This window comes from Methylocella sp., from assembly GCF_044226135.1.
In the GTDB taxonomy this organism is placed as follows: Bacteria; Pseudomonadota; Alphaproteobacteria; order Rhizobiales; family Beijerinckiaceae; genus Methylocapsa.
This window is the reverse complement of the sequence record NZ_JBGAHM010000014.1, coordinates 63,498-85,152: the sequence shown is the minus strand read 5'-3', so window position 1 is coordinate 85,152 and position 21,655 is coordinate 63,498. Positions and strand designations below refer to the sequence as shown.

Genomic DNA, 21,655 nt, shown 5'->3' with positions numbered 1-21,655 from the left:
GCCGTCCGCGCGCCATGTGGCCGCCGCCGACATCAGCACCTGAAGGCACTGTCCGCCGAGACGCTCGACATGCGCGCCGTCGATGAGGACGTCGGCGCCCCGGATGGAGCAAAGCTCGGCGGCGAGCGGAGCGGCGGCCTTGAGGTCGAGCGTCGCCGCGAGCTCGACGATCTGCGCTTCGGCGCCGGGCTTTTGAGCGGGCGCGGCCATCAGAACTCCTCCCAGCCGTCTTCGGCCGGCTCGAGCTTGCGCAGCGCCGAGCCTGCGCCCCTGGCGCCGACCGATTTCAGCTCGACCCGCGCCTCGCCTGCCCGGCGCGGGGCGGCGGCGAGCCGGGCCGGCGCGCGGTTCGCCGCGCGCTCGACCGGCTTCGGCGCTCCGGCGTTGAAGATGGCGACGAGCCGCGCGAGCTCCTTCGCCTCGCGTCCGAGCTCATGCGCCGCGGCCGTCGTCTCCTCGACCATGGCGGCGTTCTGCTGGGTGATCTGGTCCATCTGGTTGACGGCGGCGTTGATCTGATGCAGCCCCGCCGCCTGCTCCTGCGCGCTCGCGGCGATGGTGGAAACCGCCATGTTGATCTCGCCGACCTGGGCGACGATGCGCCCGAGCGCCTCGCCCGTCTCGGCGACGAGCTCGACCCCCTGCGCGACCTGCGCGGTCGAGGCCGAGATCAGCGTCTTGATCTCCTTGGCCGCCTCGGCCGAGCGCTGGGCGAGCGCGCGCACCTCAGAGGCGACGACCGCGAAGCCGCGCCCGGCGTCGCCCGCCCGCGCCGCCTCGACGCCGGCGTTGAGCGCGAGCAGATTGGTCTGGAAGGCGATTTCGTCGATGACGCCGATGATGCGGCCGATCTGGCGCGAAGAGGTCTCGATCTCGCCCATCGCCGCCACGGCGTCGCGCGCCAGCGCGCCGCTGCGGTCGGCGTCGGCCTTGGCCGCCGAGACGACGGCCTGCGCCCGACCGGCCCCGTCCGCGGTGTTCCTGACCGTCACGGTGATCTCGTCGAGCGTCGCCGCCGTCTGCTCAAGACCCGCGGCCTGCTGCTCGGTTCGGCGCGAGAGGTCGTCTGCGGCCGACGCGATCTCGCCGCCGCCCGCGGCGATGGCGTCGGCGTTGTCGCGGATCGCCGCGAGCGTGTCCTGAAGCCGCGCCGCGGCGGCGTTGAAGTCGAGGCGGAGCGGCTCGGCCTTGGCCGAAAACGGCGTCTCGATGCGATAGAGAAGATCGCCGCCGGCGAGCCGCGCAAGGCCCTCGGCGAGCCCGCCGATGGCCGCCTGATCCTGGCGCGCCGCTTCAGCCGCGTCCGCCGCGCGCTGTTCGTCCTCCTGCTTCCAGACCTTGATCGCCTCGGCCTCGTCGGCGTCGCGCTTGATCTTGGCCAGCGCCGCCTTGCGGAAGGCCTGCGCCGCTTCGGCCATGGCGCCGATCTCGTCCTTGCGCCCGACATGGGGCACTTCGTCGGAAAGGCCGCCCGCCGCAATCTTCTTCATGACATTCGTCATGTCTTCGACCGGCGCGGCGATCGCCCGCCGCAGGCGCCAGCCGACGAAGGCCGCGGCGGCGAGCGTCGAAACGCATCCGACGCCGATCGCAAGCCGCAGCGCGGCCGAGACGTCGGCGAAGGCGGCGTGCGTCTCGGCGCTCCAGGCGCCGAGCGCCTCGCGCGTTTCACGGGACGCGCTTCTGAACGCCTCCATCGTTTCGGCGGCCTTGCTCGAACCGACGGCTCTGAGCACGGTTTCGGACGTCGCGCCGTCACGCCCGAGCCTTATCGCCTCGCCGCCGGCGTCGCGCCAATAGGCGGCGCGCGTCGCCTCCGTCCGGTCAAGCAGGACGGCGAGCTCGGGCCGCTCGCGCATGTCGCGGCGCGCGTCGGCGAGCGCCGAGGCGGAGGCCCTGTTTGAGGCGTCGGCCGCCGTCGCGAGACGCTCCTCGCGCGAGAGCGCGAAGCGCAGGGCGAGCCGCGCCGCCTCCTGCGCTTCGCCGACCGCGCGGTCGAAATCGTCCGTCGCGCGGGCGGCGTTCTGCTGCGCGGCGGCGGCCTGGTCGAGCGCGCGCGTGGCGACGGCGAGCGCGGCGCTCATCACGACGACGATGGCGGCGAGGCAGGCGAAGCTGACATTCAGCTTGCGCCCAATTTTCCAATCGGCGAGAGTCATGCTGCGGCCTCGGGATGCGGCGACGCGGACGGCCGGCGCGGCGTCCGTCACCCATGGCTATCCCGGGCGGCTGAAAAAACCGCTCGAAAAATACGGCGAATTGCTTATAAAGGCGCAGTCGTCGCGCGTTCATTCTTGTGTATGCGCTCATCTCGTCCAGGTTCATTCCGTCTATGCTTGAGCGCGGGGCGCGACGGCCGGTTTTTCTCACGGCCTGCAACTTCGGCCCGCCCACGGCGTTGAAGATGAACTTCGGCCTTGAAACGCCGGCCATGAAAATACCGTTTTCCCCGCTCCTGATCAGGAGGCTCCGACATGGACGCAGCTTGCGCGAAGCTGACGTCGACGCGCCTGACCTTGGCCTGTCAAGTCGATCCGCGCTTGCAATGACCCAGTCGACGACTATAGTGAGGTTAGAGGCGGTCGAAACGCTCGGCGAATCCTCTCCCGCCCAAAACATCATTCCAACATCGCTTCATCGCGCCGCGTGGCGGCGTCGGCGCGAATTGCGATCGCGCGCTCATTTCGACTGCTGAGCGCAAGACAAGCCGCCGTCACGGACGCTTTTATGAAATATTCGCCAAGACCCTATGCGGCCAAGAATTTCTCGGTCGAGATCAAGAAATCCCGTCGCTCCGCCGCATCCGCCGACGCTCAGGCCAAAGCCCCGCGCGATCCGTTCCTGCCCGCTCCCGCCGCTTTGAGCGAAGGCACGGGCGACGACGCCTTCGCCGCCCCGGCCTTCCTGAAATCCGAGACGCGGCCGGTCCGCTCCGACCTGCAAGCCCATCTCGAAGAAGCGGAACGCCTGTTCAGCCCGAAGCCTGCGGCGCGTCAGGCTCCAGCGCCCGCGCCGGACTCTCCGGCGGGGCGCGTCGCGCCGCGCATCCTGCAAAGCCTCGTCGAGGAGGCCGCCACGCCCGAGCCCGTCGTCGAGGAGCCGGTCCTGCGGCGCAAGCGCGGCCGCCCGAAGCTCTCCGCCGCGTCGAACGAGACCGCCCCGAAAAAGATCGTCTCGCGAGAAGCCGTCCCGCAGGCGGCCGTCGCGCAGGACGCTCCCCACGCCACAGCGCGCGGGAGCGCCAGCGCCGGAACGCCGCGTCGTCCCGGCGCGAAAAAGCCCGCTCGCGCCTCAGCCGAGCCCATCGCGCCGCGCGCCGCCGAGAGCGACGCCATCCTGTTTTCCGCTTCCGATACGCCGCTGCGTCGCGCGGTCCGCCGCAGCCTCGACGACGTCGCCGCCCTGCCGCGCGGACAGCAATGGAAACGCAGGCTTCATCCGCGGGCGTGGCCACGATAAGCCGTGGCGTCGCGCAAAAACGTGGCGGAGAATGTGCCGAAAGCGCGCGAAGCCGCCTCAGAAATCACACGTAACGAATTGATATATATCATATATCTATTTTGTTGCGGAACCATGAAATAAGGGCTTCTCATTCGCGGAACAGACTGCTACACAGTCGCCGCGGGGTGGAGCAGCCCGGTAGCTCGTCAGGCTCATAACCTGAAGGCCGCAGGTTCAAATCCTGCCCCCGCAACCATCTCGACTTGCGATCGGCCCGCCCCTCTGGCGGGCCTTTTGCTTTTGAGCGAAATCGCAAGAATGCCAGCCAGATCGCCGCGCATGTCGATCTGAAGCGTGCCGTCCTCCGGCGTCAGGATGATCTCGCGCACCAGCGAGCGGATCACGTCGGCCGCCGTCATCCGCTTTTCTTCCGAATCCTCCTGAAGCGCCGCATAGAGATCGTCCACCTGGGCGTGGTAGTGATGCGCCATGTTTGGATGCAGAAGGGGCGCTGGCTCCTGGGCGTCCTGCAGGAACGCTTTCAGCTCCTTCTGGCGAGCCTCGAGCTCCTTCATCTGCTTCATCATCCGGGTGGGAGCGTCGTCGCTGTCGGACGCGAGGATGAGCTTCATCAGCTTGTCCAGCTCTCGGTCGATCCGCTTGATCTCGGCCTCGGCCGCATCGATCGACGCTCGGCCTTCCATGCGCAGCCGATTCATCTCGCGGGTGAATTCCTCGCAGAATTCTTTGAACAGCGCTGGGTCCATCAGGTGATGGCGCAGCGCGTTCAGGACGCGCGCCTCGAACTGATCGCGTCGGATGTTCCTGCGATTGTCGCAAGCGCCCTTGTTCCGGGCTGTCGAGCAGCCAACCAGGTCAGCCGAGATCATCGAATAGCCACCGCCACAGCAGGCGCACTTGGTCAGGCCCGAGAAAAGGTATTTGGGGCGGCGACGTTCCCGGAAGTGGTTCTCGGTCTCGCCATCGTCGCTATGGTTCAGTTTGACGGCCTTCTGGCGATCCTTGACCGCCTGCCACAGCTCGTCGTCAAGGATGCGCAACTCGGGCACATTCTGGGTGACCCAGTCCTGCTCCGGGTTTATGCGTGCCTGGCGCTTGCCAGTGTCCGGGTCTTTGATGAAGCGCTGACGGCTCCAGACCAGCTTGCCAACATACATCTCGTTGTTGAGGATTCCGTTGCCGCGCTTCGGATTGCCGTTGATCGTGCTGAAGCCCCATTCTCCGCCGCCTGGCGCGGAGACGCCCTCTTTGTTCAGTTCGAAGGCGATTCGCTTCGCCGACTTTCCGGTCGAATAGTCACGGAAGATGCGGCGGATGCCCCCCGCCTGGAACTCGTTGATGGTCCGGTCGCCACGTATGGGCTCGCCCCCGGCGTCGAACTTCTTCACCACATCATAACCATAGGCGTTGCCGCCGCCGGACTTGCCCATCTCGACGCGCCCGCGCTGGCCTCGGCGCGTCTTGTCGGCGAGATCCTTGAGGAACAGGGCGTTCATCGTGCCCTTGAGGCCGACATGCTGATGCGTGACTTCGCCCTCGGAGAGCGTGACGATCTTCACGTCCGCATAGGCCATGCGCTTGTAGAGGCCGGCAATGTCCTCCTGATCGCGCGAAAGACGATCCATCGCCTCGGCCAGCACGTACTGGAAACGGCCGCGCGCCGCGTCCGAGATCAGGGCTTGGATTCCGGGACGAAGAAGGGAGGCGCCGGAAATGGCGTGGTCGGTATATTCCTCGACCACCTGCCAACCCTGCTTCTCGGCATGGAGGCGGCAGATGTGGAGCTGGTCGGCGTGGAGGCGTCGCGCTGATTGTCGGACGAATAGCGGGCGTAGATCGCGACCTTCAAAGCGCACTCTCCTGAGGTGTCAGGAGCGCGTCGTGCTACGTTCCTTCATCTGCTCCTCGAACACCTCCCGCGCGGCACGACGGGCGAGCAGCCGAGCCAACTCGCTCAGGCGCGGGTCGGGACCGTCGCCGCGGCGCACGAGCGACAGTTCCGGCGCGACGAGCCGAAGCGCGCTCCTTTGCTTCTGGCGTTTGTCCTGGTCCATCGTTGCGCCGTTCGATAGCGATTGCAAGTTGATCGGCTTCACGATTGTTGTGAATCGAAGTATAAGCAACGCAAATCAACGGAGAGTATTCGACGGCATTCAGCATATTGTTGCCGGTGCTGGCGCCATCCGGCGTAGAAAACCGCATCACAGCAGACGGAAAATACCGGCATCGGATGGCGCGGCGATCCGCTCTCTGGCCAAGCCTGTCTGAAACGCGTTTCGCCATCGCGTCCTCGCTTGTCTTCACAACAAATCTGGACTATATATCCAGATATAATACGGAGGATGGCCATGGGCAATGCTGCACAGAAGAGAGCGATCCAGAATTACCGCGCCCGTCTGACGCAGCGCGGCTTCACGCGCTTCGAGATCATGGCGCTCGAATCCGATCGCGAGCTGATACGCGCTCTTGCCCGTCGTCTGGCTGAGGAAGGGCCGGAAGCGGAGGAGGTTCGCGCGGCCGTGAAGACAGTCGTCGCTGGCGAACCACCCAAGCCCGGCGGCATCCTCACCGCTTTACGCCGCTCGCCGCTGGTGGGCGCGGAGCTTGATCTTTCCCGCCCCCGTGAAGAGGGGCGTAAGGTCGATCTATGACGCGCTATCTCCTCGATACCAACATCATCAGCAATATCGTCAAGCCGCAGCCGTCGGCGTCGTTGCTGGCTTGGATGGCAGCACAGCGCGACGAGGACCTGTTTATTGCTTCATTGACCGTCGCTGAAATTCGACGTGGCATTCTGGAAAAGCCTCGCGGCAGGAAACGCGATGCGCTCGACGCCTGGTTTGTCGGGCCGGAGGGGCCGCAGGTGCTGTTCGCGGGCCGCATTTTATCCTTCGACGCCAAGGCCGGCCTGATCTGGGCGCGGCTGATGGCGGAGGGCAAGGTGGCGGGTCGTCTCCGTAGCGGACTCGACATGATCATCGCCGCCGTCGCCGGCGCGAATGAATGCGTGGTGGTGACTGACAACGAGAAGGACTTCGCCGGCCCCCAGATCATCAATCCGTTGCGTGGCGGCCTGGAGGGGGGAGAATGATGACGGCAGCGCCGCCTGTACCCATCGAGTACCAGCTCATCGGTCTGACCGAAGACGGCAACGCTGGAGATCTCCTGCTTGGGCTTGACCAGAAACAGGACGTCAACCGTGCCGTGTTCGCCGGAGGCCGTTTGGTTTGAATCAAGCGGCCCGGAAGCTGGCTTCCATCTATTGACTGTCCGAATGATGCGTGACCTGTTTTTGCTGAGCGAGCGGCAGATGGCCCGGATCTCGCCGTATTTTCCGCTGTCGCATGGCGTGCCGCGGGTCGACGACCGGCGCGTGGTGAGCGGAATCGTCTACGTCATCAAGCACGGCCTGCAGTGGAAGGACGCGCCGCAAGACTATGGGCCGCACAAGACGCTGTGCAACCGCTTCATGCGCTGGAGCCGGCTCGGCGTGTTCGACCGGATTTTCGCCGGGCTCGCCGGCGCAGGGCCGAAGCCGGAGCGGATCATGATCGACGCGACGCATCTCAAAGCCCACCGCACGGCGGCGAGCCTGCTCAAAAAGGGGCTGTTCCCGACGTATCGGGCGCACAAGGGGCGGCCTGGACTCCAAGCTCCACACCGTGTGCGACGGCGAGGGGCGTCCGCTCGTCATGCTGCTCTCGGACGGCCAGATGAGCGACCACAAGGGCGCAAGGCTCATGCTCGGTGCCCTGCCGCCCGCCAAAGCCCTCATCGCCGACCGCGGCTACGACAGCACGCCATTTCGCCAGGCGCTCCTCGCCAAAGGCGTCGAGCCGTGCATCCCGTCGAGCCGCAGCCGCAAAATCCCCTTTCCCTACGACAACGCGCTCTATCGCCAGCGCCACAGGATCGAGAATCTCTTCGCCAGGCTCAAGGACTGGCGGCGCGTCGCGACCCGCTACGACCGATGCGCCCACACCTTCTTCTCGGCCATTTGCATCGCCGCAGCCGTCATCTTCTGGCTCTAAACAATGAGTCCCCTACCTAGCCCACGTTGCGGCGCGTAGCATAGCCCGGCGGTAGATCCTTCGGCGCGCACGCGATGACGCTCTCGTCGTCGCGGCCGCAATCCTCCACGAAGGTGATGTCGGCGAACTCGTCGACAAGCATGGTCGGATAGGTCGGACCCGCGTCGCGATACTGGCGCATCAGGTCGATCTTCTCGTTCTGGAAGCCGATGATCTTCTTGGGCTCCTGCTCGATCCAGCGTGGGAAGAAGGTGGCCCCGTGGGCGCGGTTCTCCTTGAGATTATAAGCAACGCTCACGCAAGTGCCGGTGGGCTCGTGCCAGGAGACCTTGTACACGCTGTCGGCTAGGCGGACGATATGGACCTCCTGGCCCTTAACCCAGCGCCCGCCGACCATGCCGCCATGGACGCGGTAGTCGATGGTGCGGTCATTCTTGAAGTACATCTCGTACTGCCAGCCATTGGCATAAGTATAGATGATATGCTTGCCCACGAAGGCGGCGATCTCCGCCGGATGGGTGGATTCGAATGCATCGGACATGATCTTCCTCTCTCCGGCGCCGGGGAGATGCCCGGACCGCCGGCCGTTGACGTCTGGTGGATGGGGAACGCGGACTTGACCTTAACTGACCCCGTACTCGTTCCAGCGCCGACGCACGCGGTCGACGATCTCCGCCGGATAGCCGTGGCGGAATGACGCCCGCATGGGCAAGGCCTCGCCCCATTCGTCCGGCGCGAGGCAATTGTAGACAATCTTGCCGGTGTGGCCGGAGACCTTCTCGCTCTTAAGCAGATAGGCGAGCAGCGGCGCCCCCTCGATGTCGTTGAACACGGCATGGCCGAGCAGGGGATGGCAGCGTGTGGCGAAGGCCCAGACCAGTTCCTTCACGTCGGTCGGGTCCACGTCGTCGTCGAGCACGATCACCTTCGGGATGACCAGACCGGCCTTGCTGGCGAACACCCCCTGCCCGATCCGCCGGCACAGGTCCGCCGTTTCGCCGGTCCTGCTCTTGCGGCGCCAGTCGCGCGGAACGGTGACCACGAGCCAGGCCGGCACCGGCGGGAAGACGATGGCACCGTTCTCGGTGGCTTGCGCCATGGCGCGGATGTGCCCGGCATGCAGCGGCGTCTCGCGGAACATGAGGACGACCCGTCGGCGCTCATTCAGGCACACGTCGGCGGCACGCGTGAGCAGGCCGTCGGTGTTGCCGGCGGCGATCGCCGCGAGGCTCCTCACCGAGCAGGGGGCCACGACCATGCCCATGGTGCGGAACGAGCCGGAGGCGATGGCTGCGCCGATGTCGGCGTCGTTGTAGCTGAAGTCCGCCATGGCGCGCACGTCGCGTACCTTCAGGTCGGTCTCGTAGGCGAGGGTGCGCTCGCCCGGCTTCGTCATGACGAGATGCGTCTCGATGTCGAGGCGCCTCAACACCTCCAGAAGGCGCAACCCATAGATGTTCCCCGTGGCGCCGCTGATCCCGACGATCATGCGTCTGCGTGGCGGAGGGGTGACGTGCTGTTGCATGGCGCGCGTCCGGTTCCGGTTCGATTGAACGGAGCCTAGCCAGTCGTGCCCTGCGCCTCATCGTCAGAACTGTTTATGCGAGAGCCGAAACGGAGCCGCGCCGAACAGGTCCGGGAGCGACAGGGCTTTCAGTGCCACATCAAGGGGCGATGGCCGGCCGAGGAGGAGCTAACGCACCTGCGGCACGAGCGCGCCGAGGGTGGCCATGGTGCGCTCGAAGTCGCGCAGGTTCTCCGCCTCCGACTTGCCCAGGATCGAGCGGATCTGACTGCGGACGGTCATGAGCGAGACGCCGCGGCCGTGCGCCACAGCCTCCGCGCTGGCGCCGCCGGTAAGCGCGATCGCGACCTCCGCCTCGGCCAGGCTGAAGCCGAACATCTCGCACAGCATGTCGGCCTGCGGCGCCACCTTGCGGTTGAGCGGGCGCAGGATCAGCAGGGCGAGCGGCTCCCTTGCGGCGCCCCCGTCCCTTCCACTCACGTCATCTGCCAGGCCCTGCGGCGCCGGAGCAACCATCAGGCCCACCACAGCGCCGTTGCGGGAGGTCACGCGCATGGAGCCGCCGGTACCCCCGGACGTGGCGGATGCAACGAGCCGCCGCAGCACGCTGGCCTCCTCGCGGGACATGGCCGCGAGGTAGACGCCGCTGCCGGCATAAGGTCCCGAGCGCAGGGGGAACAGGCCGGAATCCGGCCCGGCGAGATACTTGCGGGCGAGGTCATTGATAAAACGGATCTTCAGCCCCGCATCGACGACACCGACGCCTACGGAAAGCGCGTCCAGAGCGGCCCGCGTCAGGGCGACGGCCTCATCATCCCGCCCGAGCCGCGCACGCAGCTCGATGGCGCGCTGGACGTGCGGCATCAAGGTCTTGAGCAGGCGGACATGGGTTTCGTCGAATGCGCCGGTGTCGTCGCCGCGGAACACCAGGACCGGGGTGGCCTCCATGATGCCGGCCATCCCGCCGATCACATGCCGGCGCTCATGATGCCGGGCGAAGTCGTAATAGAACTCGCTGTGCAGGAGGTCGTTCTCGGTGACCAGCTCGGCGCCGAGCTTCGCGTTCCCGAGGTGATGGACCCGCGCTGTCGCAAAATCGTAGCGGGCCTTGGCGGCGTAAGGATCGCTGGCGTGGAAATAGGCCGAATATGCGGCTTCGCCGCTGTCGGCCGGCATCAGCAGGTTGCGTGGCCCGCCGGGGCCGCCGAGGTTCAGCAGGGCGCGGCGGGCATCCATGAGCCGGCAAATGCGCTCGCCAACGTCCAGCCAGCTGCCGTCCCCGGCCCCGGCCTGATAGATGGCGCCGACGCAATCGGCGAGATCACGCTCCGTATGTCTCACGCTGGCCAACCTCGAACGCGTCGGTAAGATGGCAGAGGAACCGCTTGTATTCAACGCATGCTCGCCAAGCCGGGATGCATAGAAATGGCTCGGCTCCAGGCCCACCGCTGTTCTTTCAACCAATTCAAATGGCTCATGGATCATCCGCTGTGAGCCGGCTCTGTCACTCTTGCATCGTTGAGCTGCTATGCCAGTGCGCGGGGTGCGGGTTGACCGCGCACCGTTGGCCGCCGCCCTCAGTCGCCGAACTTCCGGGCGGCATAGTCGATGCCGGCCTGGACCTCGCCCATCGCCTGCCGGATGAGTTCCATCGCCCGTTCCCGGTGGCCGCCCTTGTCGGCCGTCGCATCGCGCAGCAAGCGCAGGGCGGTTTCGAGCTCGCCGATGGCGCGCTCCATATTGCCTTGATAGGCGTGCGCACCCTGGGCGGAGGCCGCCACCATGGCGCCGCCGGCGGCAAGCGTGGCGAGGCGCAGGAGAGCGCGGCGGGATGAGGTCTGATCGTCCATGGCCTTTGTCCTTTCGGTTGAACGGCGGCGTGCCGACGCCGTAGGGGTCATGCGTCGCGCCTGTTTGATCATAACGCGATCGTCAGATCGGTGAGCGGCGCCGCCTGGCAGGCGAGGCAGGCGCCTTGCTCCCCCTCCACTGGCACGAGATGGGCGAAGCGGCCTTCCACCACCGCGACGGCGCAGCTTTCGCACTGCCCCACCCGGCGCCCGCTGCGCAGGGCGATCCCTGCGGCGAGCGCCACGTCGAGGAGGGAGCCGGCGGCGGGTGTCCACGCGAAGGACCGGCCTGAACCGACCACCGTGACTTTGCCCGGCTCCAGCTCGGGCGGACCTCCGCGGGGACGAAGAAAGCTTCCGTGAAGATGTCGAAGCGCGGCAGACCCCATCGCGCGAGTCCCTCCCGCATGTCGGCGATGAAGGCTGGCGAGCCGCAGATGTAGGCGAGCGGGCGCCCGTCAGGCGTATCGGGGAGGACGCCGGTGGCGCGCAGGGCATCGATGTCGAGCCGACCGTGCACGTCAAAACGGTGGGCGGCCCGGTCCTTCGCGTCGGGGCGGGAATAAGCAGTGATCCGCCGCAAGCCGGGAATGCGCGGCGCAAGGACATCCATGCGGTCGGCGAGGGGATGTTCGGCGCGGCCGCGGCAGCCGTGCAGCAGCATAACCTCGCCAGCGCGCGCCGCAGGCTGCGCCGCCAGCGCCTCCAGATACGATACGAACGGCGTGATGCCGATGCCGTTCGCGATCAGGAGGGGCGGGCGCGCGCCAATCGACCGGGGGGTGAACACGCCGGCGGGAGGCTCCCAACGCGTCGCCGGCCTGAAGATTCTGGATGCGGTGAGAGAGAAATCCCGCGTCCTCGCCCCCGGGAAAGGCCGGATTGCGGCGTACGGCGATGGAGAGTGCCGGGGGAGAGGCCGGCGGCCCGGTCAGGGAATAGGCGCGCGCCGGCCCGCCTTCCGGCAAGCGGACCACCACGTGCTGGCCGGGGAGGAAGTCGGGCAGGTCTCCGCCGTCCTCGGGAACGAGGGCGAGCGCACGGCTGTGCGTGTCCGCCGCCCGCGCGTCCGCGACGATGAAGCGGCGCCCTCCCTGCCAGCGCCCGCGATTGGCCTGCGGCAAAGACGTGATCTCGCAGCGCGCCGCCCGCAGCGGCGCCGAGCCGCTCACCGGATCGCGCGCGGCATCGCCGAGGATGGCGTTGATGTTGGCGGTGTCCGCGCCGTGGGTCCCGGTGGCGGCGCGGCCGAGCGGCACGCAGGCCTCCCACCAGCCGAACTCAGCCACGACGATCGTGGCATCGAGCGCCGGGTTGAGGCGCACCTTCAGGCGTGCCGCGCCGCCGCTCGTGCGCACCAGCGCCCAGTCGCCGGCCGCCAGGGCGCGCGCGGCGGCGAGCGCGGGGCCGATCTCGACCGCGGTGTCCGGCGCCTTGCGGCGCAGGGAGGCCACGTGGCGATGGGAGGTGTGGACGAACCAGCCGCTCTTCGCTGTAGTGAGGAGAAGCGGTGGCGCCTTGTCCTCGCCGGTATAGGGGAGGCACGAAATCGGGCAGCGGGTCGTGGCCGTGTTCCAGCAGGCGTGTACTGTAGAGCTCCACCCGGCGGGTCGGGGTGTCGAAGCCGCGCACGGCGCCATCAGCCTCCTGCGCAGTGAACTTCGCATGGGCGAAAGGCTGCGGCACGCGCGCCCCGTCCGGCCTGTCGCGCAGGTCTTCGATGGTGAGGCCGAGGGGCGCCAACTGGTGGTTCCAGCCGGCCTCGATGTCGCCGCCGAAGAATTGGGCCGCCATCCCGAGGCGCGTTGCCAAGGCCATCACGATCTCATGGTCCGCCCGGCTTCCTCCGAGCGGCTCCAGCATCTGGCGGCGAAACTGGATCGTCTCCACCGCTTCCCGGGTGATCTCGAAGCCGATGCGCAAGGCGTCGCGCTCCCACGGCATGCTCACCGGCAGCACGATGTCCGCGCAGGCGGCCGTGGGGTTCATGAACATGTCGGCATTGGACGTGGAACTCGAGGGCTCGCAGCGCCGCGAAATTGCGGGCCGTGTCGGCCTGCGACACCGCGAAATTGGCGCCGAAGCTCATCAGCGCCCGCACCTTGTAGGGCACCCCATCGATGGCGGCACGGGCGAAATCGCGGGCGGTGATCCAGCCATGGGCCGGCGGGCCCAGCGGCAGCTCGGCGAGGCCGAACGCCTTCTCCTTCTGGCCGGGCGGCAGGAGGGACAAGTCGTTCACTGCGTGGGTCGGCGGCGGGACGGTCCAGATGTTGCCGCCCTCCCGGTCGCAGGAGCCGACGAGGGCGAACAGGGTGGCGACGGCGCGCTCGGTCTGGGTGGCGTTGGTGTGCTGGCCGACGCCGGTCCAGGTGTAATAGGCGGCGCGCGGGGCGCCTTCCAGCAAGGCGTAGAAGGCCGAGACCTCCGCCGCGCCGAGCCCCGTCAGGGAACAGACGCGGGACAGCGGATAAGCCCGCGCCCGTTCGGCGAGGCGGCGGAAGGCGGTCTCGGCGAAGATCTCGCGGCCATCCACGCCTGTGAGGCGCATGTGCGCGTCGAGCTGGACGCCGTCGGCATGCTCCAGCACGCGGGTCGTGTCGTAGGGCCTCGCACGTCCCTCTGCGTCGACCACGAGGAGGCATTTCACGCTGCCCGCGCCCACCGCGTCGGCACGCACGAGGCGGCCGGCGCTTGTGTCCACCAGCAACGGCGCGTTGGTCCAGCGCCGCACGAAGTCGTCGGCGAAGCGCCTGCTCTCGATCAGATGGTGGATGGCGCCCATGGCGAGGGCCGCGTCCGCGCCCGGCCGCATGCGCAGCCACAGGTCCGCCTGCTGGCCCGACCCGTCGGGCTTGGGATCGATCACCACCACCTTGGCGCCGCGCCGGCGGGCCTCCGCCACCCGGCTCGCCTGGGCAAGCCACGTGCGCGCCGGATTGTGCCCCCACAGGATGATCAGCTCGGCATGGTCGTAGTCGGGCACGCCGAGCCCGCGGCTGAAGGTGAGGGCGTGGGCGTAGTCCTTGTGCCAGCCGCAGATCTCGATGGCATAGATGAGGTTCGGGCTGCCGAAGCAGCGCACGAAGCGCTCGACCCATTCGTGGCTGTCGACGATGGGTGAGCCGCTGAAGGTCGTGGCGGCGAAGGCCACTGCCTCCGCGCCGGATTCGTTTTTGATGGCGTCGAGGCGGCCCGCGATCTCGTCGAGCGCCTCGTCCCAACTGATTTTCTGCCAGCCAATCTCCTGCCAGGGCGCTCCGTCGCCCTTCGGCACGATGCGACGCAGCGGCGTGGTGAGGCGGTCGGGGCTGTGCACCAGCTCCGGCGCCGCGCGACCCTTGGCGCATAGCGCCCCGCCAGTGGGATGGCCCGGACGCGGCTCGACACCGACCATCCGCCCGTTCTCCACCAGAGTGATGGAGCCGCAGCGCGAGCGGCAGAGGGTGCAATAGCCTTGGTGTCGTTCAGCCATGGTCCGTCTTTCGCGCGTCGCAGGGCGCGCGGGTTCTGTGGCCGTCGGAGCGGCCCTTACATTGATCGAGGGGTTCGGGCGCCTGCGGCGGCGCGGGTTCAAGGCTCAGAACAGCATGGGCGCTTCCACCGGCCAGGAGGCGACCACCCGGTCTCCCGGCCGTAGCTCATCTCGGCCGAGGTCGGCATTCTGCAGATGCGCGGCGAGCCTGGCGCCCGAGGCGGTGCGCACGACGAACTCGGTCAGGGCGTCGCGATAGACCACGTCCTCGACGGTGGCCTCCACCGCGCTTGCGCCGCCCGCCGCGGAGGCCCCGCGCAGCAGGCGGACATGCTCGGGACAGATCGCCAGCACCGACGCGTTCGACGGCGCATCCGTGGTGGCGACCGCGAAGCACTCCCCGCCCTCGCAGCGGAAGCGGCCCTGTCCTTCCAGGCCCCCCCGGGAACAGGTTGGTGAGGCCGATGAATTCCGCGACGAAGCGCGTCGCCGGCCGCTGGTAGATCTCGCGCGGGGTGCCCACCTGCTCCACCCGGCCGGCCGACATCACCACGATGCGGTCGGCGACGCTCAGCGCCTCGTCCTGGTCGTGGGTGACGAAGATGGTGGTGAGCCCCAAGGCTGACTGGAGCCGCCTCAGCTCGGTGCGCACCTCGGTGCGCAGCTTGGCGTCGAGGGCGGAGAGCGGCTCGTCCAGCAGCAGCGCCTCGGGCTTGTAGACGATGGCCCGCGCCAGCGCGACACGCTGCTGCTGGCCGCCGGACAACTCCTTCGGCAGGCGCCCGGCGAGGTGCGCGAGCTTTCACGAGAGACAGCGCCTCGTCGACCCGCGACCGCGTCTCCTCACGGCCCACCTTGCGCATCTGGAGCCCGAAGGCGACGTTCTCGGCGACGCGCATGTGCGGGAACAGGGCATAGCCCTGGAACACGAGGCCGGCGTTGCGCAGATAGAGCGGCAGGTGGGTCACGTCCCGCCCGCCGAACCGGATCGAGCCTGCGCTCGCCCCGGTGAGGCCGGCGATCATGCGCAGGGTCGTGGTCTTGCCGCAGCCGGAGGGGCCGAGGAAGGCGATGAACTCGCTCTGGCCGACTTCGAGGGAGACATGGTCCACGGTCACCTGCGCGCCGTGGCGCTTCAAGAGGTCTTTGATGAGGATGCTCGACATCTTCCGTCCTCAGAATGCGCGCGAGCTTGAAATAGCGGTCGGTCACGACGAGGCCGGCCGAGATGATGGCGATCTGGACGGTGGCGAGCGCGGCGATGGTCGGGTCGATGCTCCACTCCAGGTAATTGACGATGACGATGGGCAGGGTCGTCACCCCCGGCCCCACCAGGAACAGGGACTTCTCCAGGTCCACGAAGGAGGCGATGAAGGCGAACAGCGCGCCCGCCACCACGCCCGGCCGGATGAGCGGCCATGTCACGAGGCGGAACGCGGTGAATGGCCGCGCGCCCATGGCGAGGGCGGCTTCCTTCAACTGCGGGTCGAGCCCGACCAGCGAGGCCGTGACCAGCCGCACCGTCCAGGGCAGCTCGATCAGCCTGTGGGCGATGGCGAGGCCCCAGAACGTCATGGCCGCCTGCACGCCGCTCGCCAGCTCCACCTCGATCAGGAACATGTAGAGCGCCGCGCCGGCGACGATGCCGGCACGATGAGCGGCGCCAGCAGTAGCGACTGGATCGCCTCGCGTCCTGGAAAGCGCCCGCGGGCGAGCACCAGCGCGGCCGGCACGCCCACCAGCATGCTCACCGCCGTCGCGACGACGCCGAGCTCCAGGCTGGTGACGAAGCCGTCGCGGAACTGGGGCATGGCGGCTGCCGCGCGGTACCAGTCGAGCGTATAGCCGGTGGGCGGGAAGCTGATGATCTTGTTCTCGAAGAAGCTGACCCAGACGATGGCGGCCAGCGGCGCGAGCACCATGACGAAAGCCGCGATGCAGCCTCCGATCATGACGGGGCGGAATGATCCGGCCGTCATGGCGCGGGAGATGGAGGAGCGGGAGGCAGCCATGGTCACAGCGCTCCGTAGCGCTTCTGGAGCGCGAGGCTGGAGGGGACGCTCAGCGCCAGCGTCACGGCCATGAGCACCAAAGCGATGGTGGCGGCGAACGGCCAGTTATACACCTTGATCGCCTGCTCGAAGACCTTCGGCGCCATCATCTGGAACGACGGGCCGCCGATGAGGACCGGCGTCGCATATGCGTTCATGGCCAGCACGAAGCACAGCAGGCAGCCGGAGAAGATGCCCGGCATCGCGAGCGGCAGGGTGACGCGGAAGAATGCGGTCCACGGCGGCGCACCCATGGTCTGGGCCGCCTCCTCATAGGCCTGGCCGATGCCCTCGAAGACGCTCTGGAGGGAAATGATCATGAAGGGCAGTAGCACGGCGATGAGTCCGATCACCACCGCCGACCCGGTGTAGAGGATGCGCACCGGCTCGGCGATGAAACCGGAGGACAGCAAGGCGGAATTGATCAGTCCCTTGTCGGCAAGCAGCACCATCCAGATCTCCTCGGCCTTGAAGGCCGCCGCCAGCGCCTGGTGGGAGGGATAGAGCCGAGGCTGGACCTGCTTCTTCATCTCCAGCAGCGCCGGGAAGGCCTTGCTCACGTCGCTCATGGAGCCGCCGTGGGAGAGGGCGGCGGCATAGATATAGTTGAAGTAGAGCTGGTCGATGATGCCGACGCGGCCGGCATATTTCGGGTTTCACAAATCGGCGAAGCTGGTGGGCGGCTCGGGGATCCTGGCCGGATTGTAGATCAGGACCACGCCGCCATAGGCCGCGGGAATGAAATAGGGCCGCCTGAGCTTCTCGATGATGTGGCCGGCGCTCGGGATGCGCGACATGTCGAGGGTTTCGAGCACGCCCTGGGCGCTCATCTCATAGGCGTCGGCGTCGCTCAGCCAGGTCACGTCGACGCTGGAGCGCGGCAGGCGGCATTCCGCCAGCAGCTTCGCCTTGCGCTCCGGCGCCGGGGCAAGATCGTGGATGATGCGCATGGCCGAGGCGGCGAAGGCCGGCTCCTCGAACCCCTTGGCGATGCGCTCGTTCCAGACGCCGCCCCAGTTGGAGACGACGAGCTCACCGCTCTGCGCGCGGGCGGCGCCGGGGAGCAGGGCAGCGATGCCGAGGATGGTTGCCCCGGCGAGGAGACTCCTGCGATTCAGCGCAGGGCCCAGGATGGTTTGATTGGTCACGAAGTTCCCCTCACTTCTCTCTGGATTGTGGCAGAGGCCGCGCGTGTCTCCGCGCTTCGGCCGGTTGCGGGAAGGCGCACTGTTCCGTGCGCTGCTGGGTTCCCTGCGCTGCTGGTCAGGCTGGCTCTGTGGGCGCCGTCTCACGCAGCCGCGGCCGCAGCGAGGGCAGCATTCCGCCGGTGTCGGCCGGATAGCCCGCCGCCGCCATGGCCCGCGCCTTGGCCTCGAAATAGGCGCGCGACCAGAGCGGCCGGGCACCGCCATCCTGGCCCACGGTCTTGGCGATGGATTCCAGGCTGATGGGCTCACCGCCGTCGCCCCAATTGCCCTCGGTCACCTCGTTGATGACGGTGAGCAGGCTGCCGGCGGGATCGGCGCAGCCGGTCGCCCCGGCGATCGCCTCCGCCACCCAGGCATGAACCTCGTTCTTGTGCGTGACGTTCATGTAGCCTTCGGGAATGAAGACGTTGACCAGGAACTTGCCCGGCCCGGTCACATAGGTTCCGTCGGCGTGGCCGCCGATCCACCAGTCCTCCGCGGCGAAGGCGGTGAAGAACACCCAGGCGAAGGCGCGCCCGCCGGCCGTGTTGGCGCCGCCTTCCATTCTTATGAGCACGTCGGTGAGGCGCGCGGCGAGGTCGGCTTTCTTCGCGGCATCGAGCGCCCCGGTGGCATAGCGCACGTCCATGATCGGCATCGTTGTCTCCCTTGGGATGGCTTGCCGGGCGCGCCTTCAGTCGAGAAGGTCAGCGCCGTGGGCCTTTTCCCAGGCGCGGATGCGGGCGTCGTCGATCATCGCGGTCTCGACGAAGAACACGTCGGAGCTGTCGGGAACCTCAAGCGCGAGCGCCGCGACCCCGCTGATGCCCAGGCTGTCGCGGCGCGCGAGCGCCACCTCGTTCACGGTGGCGCTGCCCTCCGCGACGAACATGTACACGCCGTGCTCTGGCGTGCGCGGGGTATAGACGAAGCCCCCGGCGCGGTCGGTCACCAGACGCGAGACGCGCAGGTCCTGCGACACCGGCAGCGCGCCGTCCGCGTCGCCCACAAGCTGGACGATGCGGTTGCGGCGGGTGCGGATGTCGAAATGGGCGCGATGATAGCTCGGCGGCAAATAAAGCTGTCCCGGCATCAGCCACAGATAGATCGCGTTCATGTTCTCTGGGCTGATGGACAGCTCGCAGTGCTTTCCGCCCGAACCAGCGGAGAACACGTAGTAGTCGCCCTGCCGGAGCTGGTCGACCATGCCGCGGCCGGCGGTGTTGATGTGGGTCAGCTCGCCTTCCAGCACAAAGGCGCAGATGATGAAGTTGTGGTGCGGATGCATGTTGTAGCCGCACCCGGCGCCGTTGAAGACTTCATCGCCGAACACGCGGACGGCGCCGAAGCCCGGGCGCCCGTCCTGGTATTGATGAAAATTGAAGCTGGACTCGCGGGCGATGTAGCTGCCCGGATGTCCGGCCACATAAGACGAGGCGGCGCCATCGGAATAGATGACGTCGTGTCCGCGCTCGCCCGACCGGAGCACGAAAGACTTGGTCATGGTCTGCCTCCCTTGGTTGCGGCGGGTTCAGGCGATGCGCGCCAGATCGGCTCCGCCTTCCGAATAGCCTATCTCCACCATCTCGAACTGGCCCTTGGGGGTGCCGCAATCGGGGCAGACCCAGTCCCCGGGCACGTCGGCCCAGCGGGCGCCGGGCGCCAGGCCGTGCTCCGGAAGGCCGAGGGCCTCGTCATACGAGAAGCCGCATCCAAGGCAGACCCACCGCTTCAGGGGTGCTTCCATCGTTTCCTCCCACGCTATCGTAGCGCGTCACACGTCACGTTTTATATTGGTGCACTACAAGCTTCAAGATGAAAATCTGTGCACGCCCTTCGTTCACGCATATCCATTGAAATATATTGATTTTTTGACCGACCGGCATGCGGGCGGGCTTGCCTGAGGGTCTGTGGCGCGTTATTGTAAAGTGCTACTTCCCTCCGGCGTGGAGCGAAATGCAGGCAGTGGATGGCTGATGGACCAGAATTTGCGCGAGCAGGTGCTGCGGCATGTGAGGTCGGAGATCATCTCCGGCCAGAGCGGGCCGGGGAAGATGTACTCAGTGCCGACCCTCGCCGCCGACCTCGGCGTATCCACCACTCCGGTGCGCGAGGCGCTGCTGGAGCTGGCGCGCACCGGCCTCATCGAGCCCATGCGCAACCGCGGCTTCAAGGTGGTCGAGCCGACCGTGGACGATCTGCGCAACCTTTTCGAGATGCGCCGTCTGCTGGAGGTGCGCGCGGTCGAGCTGTTCGCGCTCAAGCCGCGCAAAAAGAAGAAGGCCCTGGAGCACCTCACCGACCTCGCCGATGCCGTCAAGGCCGCCGTGGAAGCGGATGACCTGTACGGATACCTAGAGACTGACCGCAACTTTCATCTTGCTTTCATTAGCGCTGCCGAGAATGCCCTGCTGACGGAGATGGCCATGAGCCTGCGAGACAAGATGCGGCTGCACGGCATCTCCTCCCGCGCTGGCATGGAACGTCAGCTCTCCTCCGTCGCGGAGCACTACCGCCTCGTGAGCCTCGCTGAGTCAGGTGACGTGGAAGGAATCAAGGCTCTCATGACAAACCACATCCTCACCTGGGAGCCGATCTTCATCGAAGCGCTCCTGAAGAGCAGGCGTGAGGTAGGCGCCGCGCTTGCCTGACCGATGCGTGGGACGGCAAGCAGACATTTGCGGAGCGGATGGAGGTCAATCCAGCTTCGACCGTAATATAGGTCGGCGTCACAGGCTTCTTGCCTCGTGCTCAATACACCGGCGCCTTGCCAAGCTGGATTGCGAGCGCCGGCCTCGGGAGTTCTCGATCGCGCACGGCAGGCCAGCAGGGGAGTGCTGCGTCCGGCCATCGCGCCGATTGCGCCGCCGTCAGCCTTCAGCTTCCCGGCGGACCTCGTTGCCCGCGGTGAAATCCTGGCCGGCGCCGGCTACTGCGCCACCTGCCACACCGCGCCGGGCGGCGCTCTTTATGCCGGCGGCTACGCGATGCGGACCGGCTTCGGCGCCATCTATTCCACCAACATCACTCCGGATGTGGGGACCGGCATCGGGACCTTGTCAGAAGCCGCTTTCCGGCGGGCGATGCATGCGGGCGTGGCGCGCGACGGCTCGCACCTCTTCCCGGCGTTCCCCTACGATCATTTCACCAGGCTGACCGATGAGGACGTCGCCGCGCTCTACGCCTACATGACGACACGCCCTCCCGTGCGGTCGGTTGCCCAAGAGAACGGCCTGCCTTTACCGCTGAACCTGCGCCCGCTGCAGGCGGGATGGAAGCTGCTGTTCTTCCGGCCCGGGCGCTATGTCGAGCAGCCCGCACGCGGCAAGGTCTGGAACCGGGGCGCTTACCTCGCGGAGGGAATCAGCCATTGCGGCGCCTGCCACACGCCCCGCAACGCGCTGGGCGCGGAGGAGCGCGGGCAGGCTTTCGCCGGCGCACCTATCGACAATTGGGTGGCGCCGCCGTTGACGAAGGCGAACCCTTCGCCGGTGCCCTGGGGCCAGGACGAACTCGTCGCCTATCTCCGCAACGGTGTCAGCCATTTTCACGGTGTCGCCGCCGGCCCCATGTCGCCGGTGGTGCACGACGGGCTCGCCCGGCTGCCCGATGCGGACATCGCGGCGCTCGGCGTCTATTTCGCCGATGTCGGGCAGGCGACCGTCCGTACTGCCGCAGCGCAGCCGGCGATCGAACGGGCGCTGGCCGTGAGCGCGCACAGCCCTGGGCTTCCCGACGATCCGGCAGCCCGGCTCTACGCGGCGGCCTGCGCGTCCTGCCACTTCAACGGCGGCGGACAGATCAATGCGCTGCGGCCCGATCTGGCGCTGAACAGCGCCGTGAACCTGTCGGACCCGACCAACCTGATCCGGGTGATGCTGTATGGCATCGGCGCACGCGAAGGGCGCTTTGGGGATCGTGATGCCGGGCTTCGCGCCCGGCTTCAGCGACGCCGACATCGCCCGCATCGCCGCCTACCTGCGCGCCAGCCGCGCGACGCAGCCGGCATGGCCTGATCTCGAAAAGACCGTCGCAGCGGTCCGTGCCCAAGGTCGCGGACAGGATTGAACCCAT

The 21,655-nt window shown here is 67.4% G+C and carries 24 protein-coding genes, 1 tRNA gene and 3 pseudogenes; 8 read left to right on the top strand and 20 right to left on the bottom strand.

Annotated features, from left to right (window positions below):
- Positions 1 to 210, bottom strand: a 210-nt coding sequence (locus ACILRB_RS08660; protein WP_395665887.1) for an STAS domain-containing protein, incomplete at its 3' end; no start/stop codon positions are given.
- Positions 210 to 2,159 carry a methyl-accepting chemotaxis protein gene (locus tag ACILRB_RS08655; RefSeq protein WP_395665886.1) on the bottom strand — a complete coding sequence of 650 codons (1,950 nt, stop codon included), beginning with the start codon at positions 2,157 to 2,159 and terminating at the stop codon, positions 210 to 212. The genes ACILRB_RS08655 and ACILRB_RS08660, both read right to left, overlap by 1 nt.
- A 568-nt stretch (positions 2,160 to 2,727) precedes the next feature.
- Here ACILRB_RS08655 and ACILRB_RS08650 point away from each other — a divergent pair.
- Together ACILRB_RS08650 and ACILRB_RS08645 are read left to right on the top strand one after the other, a co-directional pair.
- Positions 2,728 to 3,459 carry a hypothetical protein gene (locus ACILRB_RS08650; RefSeq protein ID WP_395665885.1) on the top strand — a complete coding sequence of 244 codons (732 nt, stop codon included), beginning with the start codon at positions 2,728 to 2,730 and terminating at the stop codon, positions 3,457 to 3,459.
- A gap of 161 nt (positions 3,460 to 3,620) precedes the next feature.
- Positions 3,621 to 3,697 (top strand) — tRNA-Met (locus ACILRB_RS08645).
- Here the strand turns inward: ACILRB_RS08645 and ACILRB_RS08640 are convergent.
- Both ACILRB_RS08640 and ACILRB_RS08635 read right to left on the bottom strand, forming a co-directional pair.
- Positions 3,654 to 5,204, bottom strand: coding sequence for a recombinase family protein (locus ACILRB_RS08640; RefSeq protein WP_395665890.1), 1,551 nt, complete (start codon positions 5,202 to 5,204; stop codon positions 3,654 to 3,656). The two genes, ACILRB_RS08645 and ACILRB_RS08640, sit on opposite strands and share 44 nt — an antisense overlap.
- Before the next feature lie 126 nt (positions 5,205 to 5,330).
- Entirely contained in the window at positions 5,331 to 5,516 is a 186-nt protein-coding gene (locus tag ACILRB_RS08635) for a hypothetical protein (protein ID WP_395665884.1), read from the bottom strand.
- A 294-nt stretch (positions 5,517 to 5,810) separates the two neighbouring features.
- On the opposite strand from ACILRB_RS08635, the gene ACILRB_RS08630 reads away from it, so the two are divergent.
- The 4 genes from ACILRB_RS08630 to ACILRB_RS08615 all read left to right on the top strand — a co-directional run bounded on the left by ACILRB_RS08630 (position 5,811) and on the right by ACILRB_RS08615 (position 7,493).
- Positions 5,811 to 6,113 (top strand): hypothetical protein, encoded by a 303-nt coding sequence (locus ACILRB_RS08630; RefSeq protein WP_237353512.1) that lies wholly within the window; start codon positions 5,811 to 5,813, stop codon positions 6,111 to 6,113.
- Positions 6,110 to 6,553 (top strand): type II toxin-antitoxin system VapC family toxin, encoded by a 444-nt coding sequence (locus ACILRB_RS08625; RefSeq protein ID WP_395665883.1) that lies wholly within the window; start codon positions 6,110 to 6,112, stop codon positions 6,551 to 6,553. The genes ACILRB_RS08630 and ACILRB_RS08625 overlap by 4 nt, the downstream gene beginning before the upstream one ends.
- Complete coding sequence (locus ACILRB_RS08620) at positions 6,550 to 6,693, top strand: hypothetical protein (protein WP_395665882.1); 144 nt, start codon at positions 6,550 to 6,552, stop codon at positions 6,691 to 6,693. The genes ACILRB_RS08625 and ACILRB_RS08620 overlap by 4 nt, the downstream gene beginning before the upstream one ends.
- 46 nt (positions 6,694 to 6,739) lie before the next feature.
- Positions 6,740 to 7,493 (top strand): IS5 family transposase gene (locus ACILRB_RS08615; protein WP_395665889.1). Its coding sequence is split into 2 segments (ribosomal slippage): positions 6,740 to 7,059 and positions 7,058 to 7,493, totalling 756 coding nucleotides; the frame shifts between segments, so codons are not numbered across the junction.
- A 16-nt stretch (positions 7,494 to 7,509) separates the two neighbouring features.
- Here the strand turns inward: ACILRB_RS08615 and ACILRB_RS08610 are convergent.
- From ACILRB_RS08610 to ACILRB_RS08535, 16 genes and pseudogenes are all read right to left on the bottom strand, one after another.
- Entirely contained in the window at positions 7,510 to 8,034 is a 525-nt protein-coding gene (locus ACILRB_RS08610; protein WP_395665881.1) for a phenolic acid decarboxylase, read from the bottom strand.
- Positions 8,035 to 8,115: 81 nt separating this feature from the next.
- Positions 8,116 to 9,018 carry a UbiX family flavin prenyltransferase gene (locus ACILRB_RS08605; RefSeq protein WP_395665880.1) on the bottom strand — a complete coding sequence of 301 codons (903 nt, stop codon included), beginning with the start codon at positions 9,016 to 9,018 and terminating at the stop codon, positions 8,116 to 8,118.
- A 168-nt stretch (positions 9,019 to 9,186) separates the two neighbouring features.
- Positions 9,187 to 10,503 carry a helix-turn-helix transcriptional regulator gene (locus ACILRB_RS08600; RefSeq protein ID WP_395665879.1) on the bottom strand — a complete coding sequence of 439 codons (1,317 nt, stop codon included), beginning with the start codon at positions 10,501 to 10,503 and terminating at the stop codon, positions 9,187 to 9,189.
- A 92-nt stretch (positions 10,504 to 10,595) separates the two neighbouring features.
- The gene (locus ACILRB_RS08595; protein ID WP_395665878.1) at positions 10,596 to 10,868 is read right to left on the bottom strand and encodes a hypothetical protein; all 273 of its coding nucleotides are present in this window, start codon (positions 10,866 to 10,868) and stop codon (positions 10,596 to 10,598) included.
- 68 nt (positions 10,869 to 10,936) lie between these two features.
- Positions 10,937 to 11,257 carry a 2Fe-2S iron-sulfur cluster-binding protein gene (locus ACILRB_RS08590; protein WP_395665877.1) on the bottom strand — a complete coding sequence of 107 codons (321 nt, stop codon included), beginning with the start codon at positions 11,255 to 11,257 and terminating at the stop codon, positions 10,937 to 10,939.
- Between the two features lie 74 nt (positions 11,258 to 11,331).
- Positions 11,332 to 11,658: pseudogene (locus tag ACILRB_RS08585) on the bottom strand (sulfurase); the annotation flags it as partial.
- Positions 11,659 to 12,079: 421 nt separating this feature from the next.
- Positions 12,080 to 12,508: pseudogene (locus ACILRB_RS08580) on the bottom strand (molybdopterin dinucleotide binding domain-containing protein); the annotation flags it as partial.
- Between the two features lie 185 nt (positions 12,509 to 12,693).
- Positions 12,694 to 14,343, bottom strand: a complete 1,650-nt coding sequence (locus ACILRB_RS08575) for a molybdopterin-dependent oxidoreductase (protein ID WP_395665876.1) — start codon at positions 14,341 to 14,343, stop codon at positions 12,694 to 12,696.
- Between the two features lie 105 nt (positions 14,344 to 14,448).
- A complete protein-coding gene (locus tag ACILRB_RS08570) occupies positions 14,449 to 14,697 on the bottom strand; it encodes a TOBE domain-containing protein (protein ID WP_395665875.1) in 249 nt (82 codons plus the stop codon).
- A gap of 497 nt (positions 14,698 to 15,194) precedes the next feature.
- Positions 15,195 to 15,509, bottom strand: a pseudogene (locus tag ACILRB_RS08565) (ATP-binding cassette domain-containing protein); the annotation flags it as partial.
- Between the two features lie 444 nt (positions 15,510 to 15,953).
- Positions 15,954 to 16,355, bottom strand: coding sequence for an ABC transporter permease (locus ACILRB_RS08560; RefSeq protein ID WP_395665874.1), 402 nt, complete (start codon positions 16,353 to 16,355; stop codon positions 15,954 to 15,956).
- Between the two features lie 2 nt (positions 16,356 to 16,357).
- Complete coding sequence (locus ACILRB_RS08555; protein ID WP_395665873.1) at positions 16,358 to 16,963, bottom strand: ABC transporter permease; 606 nt, start codon at positions 16,961 to 16,963, stop codon at positions 16,358 to 16,360.
- Positions 16,964 to 17,050: 87 nt separating this feature from the next.
- Complete coding sequence (locus ACILRB_RS08550) at positions 17,051 to 17,542, bottom strand: hypothetical protein (RefSeq protein ID WP_395665872.1); 492 nt, start codon at positions 17,540 to 17,542, stop codon at positions 17,051 to 17,053.
- A gap of 115 nt (positions 17,543 to 17,657) precedes the next feature.
- Positions 17,658 to 18,239 carry a 4-oxalocrotonate tautomerase family protein gene (locus ACILRB_RS08545; protein WP_395665871.1) on the bottom strand — a complete coding sequence of 194 codons (582 nt, stop codon included), beginning with the start codon at positions 18,237 to 18,239 and terminating at the stop codon, positions 17,658 to 17,660.
- A gap of 36 nt (positions 18,240 to 18,275) precedes the next feature.
- Positions 18,276 to 19,085 carry a pirin family protein gene (locus ACILRB_RS08540; RefSeq protein WP_395665870.1) on the bottom strand — a complete coding sequence of 270 codons (810 nt, stop codon included), beginning with the start codon at positions 19,083 to 19,085 and terminating at the stop codon, positions 18,276 to 18,278.
- 27 nt (positions 19,086 to 19,112) lie between these two features.
- Complete coding sequence (locus ACILRB_RS08535; protein WP_395665869.1) at positions 19,113 to 19,328, bottom strand: rubredoxin; 216 nt, start codon at positions 19,326 to 19,328, stop codon at positions 19,113 to 19,115.
- 229 nt (positions 19,329 to 19,557) lie between these two features.
- On the opposite strand from ACILRB_RS08535, the gene ACILRB_RS08530 reads away from it, so the two are divergent.
- Positions 19,558 to 20,232 carry a GntR family transcriptional regulator gene (locus ACILRB_RS08530; protein ID WP_395665868.1) on the top strand — a complete coding sequence of 225 codons (675 nt, stop codon included), beginning with the start codon at positions 19,558 to 19,560 and terminating at the stop codon, positions 20,230 to 20,232.
- A gap of 183 nt (positions 20,233 to 20,415) precedes the next feature.
- Positions 20,416 to 21,597: a c-type cytochrome gene (locus ACILRB_RS08525; protein ID WP_395665867.1), complete on the top strand. Its 1,182-nt coding sequence runs from the start codon at positions 20,416 to 20,418 to the stop codon at positions 21,595 to 21,597.
- The last annotated feature ends 58 nt before the right edge of the window (positions 21,598 to 21,655 follow it).

Excerpts from the sequence above, each read along its gene's own strand:
- ACILRB_RS08655 (WP_395665886.1), bottom strand. The coding sequence starts at position 2,159 with ATGACTCTCGCCGATTGGAAAATTGGGCGCAAGCTGAATGTCAGCTTC.
- ACILRB_RS08650 (WP_395665885.1), top strand. The coding sequence starts at position 2,728 with ATGAAATATTCGCCAAGACCCTATGCGGCCAAGAATTTCTCGGTCGAG.
- ACILRB_RS08635 (WP_395665884.1), bottom strand. The coding sequence starts at position 5,516 with ATGGACCAGGACAAACGCCAGAAGCAAAGGAGCGCGCTTCGGCTCGTC.
- ACILRB_RS08630 (WP_237353512.1), top strand. The coding sequence starts at position 5,811 with ATGGGCAATGCTGCACAGAAGAGAGCGATCCAGAATTACCGCGCCCGT.
- ACILRB_RS08625 (WP_395665883.1), top strand. The coding sequence starts at position 6,110 with ATGACGCGCTATCTCCTCGATACCAACATCATCAGCAATATCGTCAAG.
- ACILRB_RS08620 (WP_395665882.1), top strand. The coding sequence starts at position 6,550 with ATGATGACGGCAGCGCCGCCTGTACCCATCGAGTACCAGCTCATCGGT.
- ACILRB_RS08610 (WP_395665881.1), bottom strand. The coding sequence starts at position 8,034 with ATGTCCGATGCATTCGAATCCACCCATCCGGCGGAGATCGCCGCCTTC.
- ACILRB_RS08605 (WP_395665880.1), bottom strand. The coding sequence starts at position 9,018 with ATGCAACAGCACGTCACCCCTCCGCCACGCAGACGCATGATCGTCGGG.
- ACILRB_RS08600 (WP_395665879.1), bottom strand. The coding sequence starts at position 10,503 with ATGATCCATGAGCCATTTGAATTGGTTGAAAGAACAGCGGTGGGCCTG.
- ACILRB_RS08595 (WP_395665878.1), bottom strand. The coding sequence starts at position 10,868 with ATGGACGATCAGACCTCATCCCGCCGCGCTCTCCTGCGCCTCGCCACG.
- ACILRB_RS08590 (WP_395665877.1), bottom strand. The coding sequence starts at position 11,257 with ATGGGGTCTGCCGCGCTTCGACATCTTCACGGAAGCTTTCTTCGTCCC.
- ACILRB_RS08575 (WP_395665876.1), bottom strand. The coding sequence starts at position 14,343 with ATGGCTGAACGACACCAAGGCTATTGCACCCTCTGCCGCTCGCGCTGC.
- ACILRB_RS08560 (WP_395665874.1), bottom strand. The coding sequence starts at position 16,355 with ATGGCTGCCTCCCGCTCCTCCATCTCCCGCGCCATGACGGCCGGATCA.
- ACILRB_RS08555 (WP_395665873.1), bottom strand. The coding sequence starts at position 16,963 with ATGAGCGACGTGAGCAAGGCCTTCCCGGCGCTGCTGGAGATGAAGAAG.
- ACILRB_RS08545 (WP_395665871.1), bottom strand. The coding sequence starts at position 18,239 with ATGCCGATCATGGACGTGCGCTATGCCACCGGGGCGCTCGATGCCGCG.
- ACILRB_RS08540 (WP_395665870.1), bottom strand. The coding sequence starts at position 19,085 with ATGACCAAGTCTTTCGTGCTCCGGTCGGGCGAGCGCGGACACGACGTC.
- ACILRB_RS08535 (WP_395665869.1), bottom strand. The coding sequence starts at position 19,328 with ATGGAAGCACCCCTGAAGCGGTGGGTCTGCCTTGGATGCGGCTTCTCG.
- ACILRB_RS08530 (WP_395665868.1), top strand. The coding sequence starts at position 19,558 with ATGGACCAGAATTTGCGCGAGCAGGTGCTGCGGCATGTGAGGTCGGAG.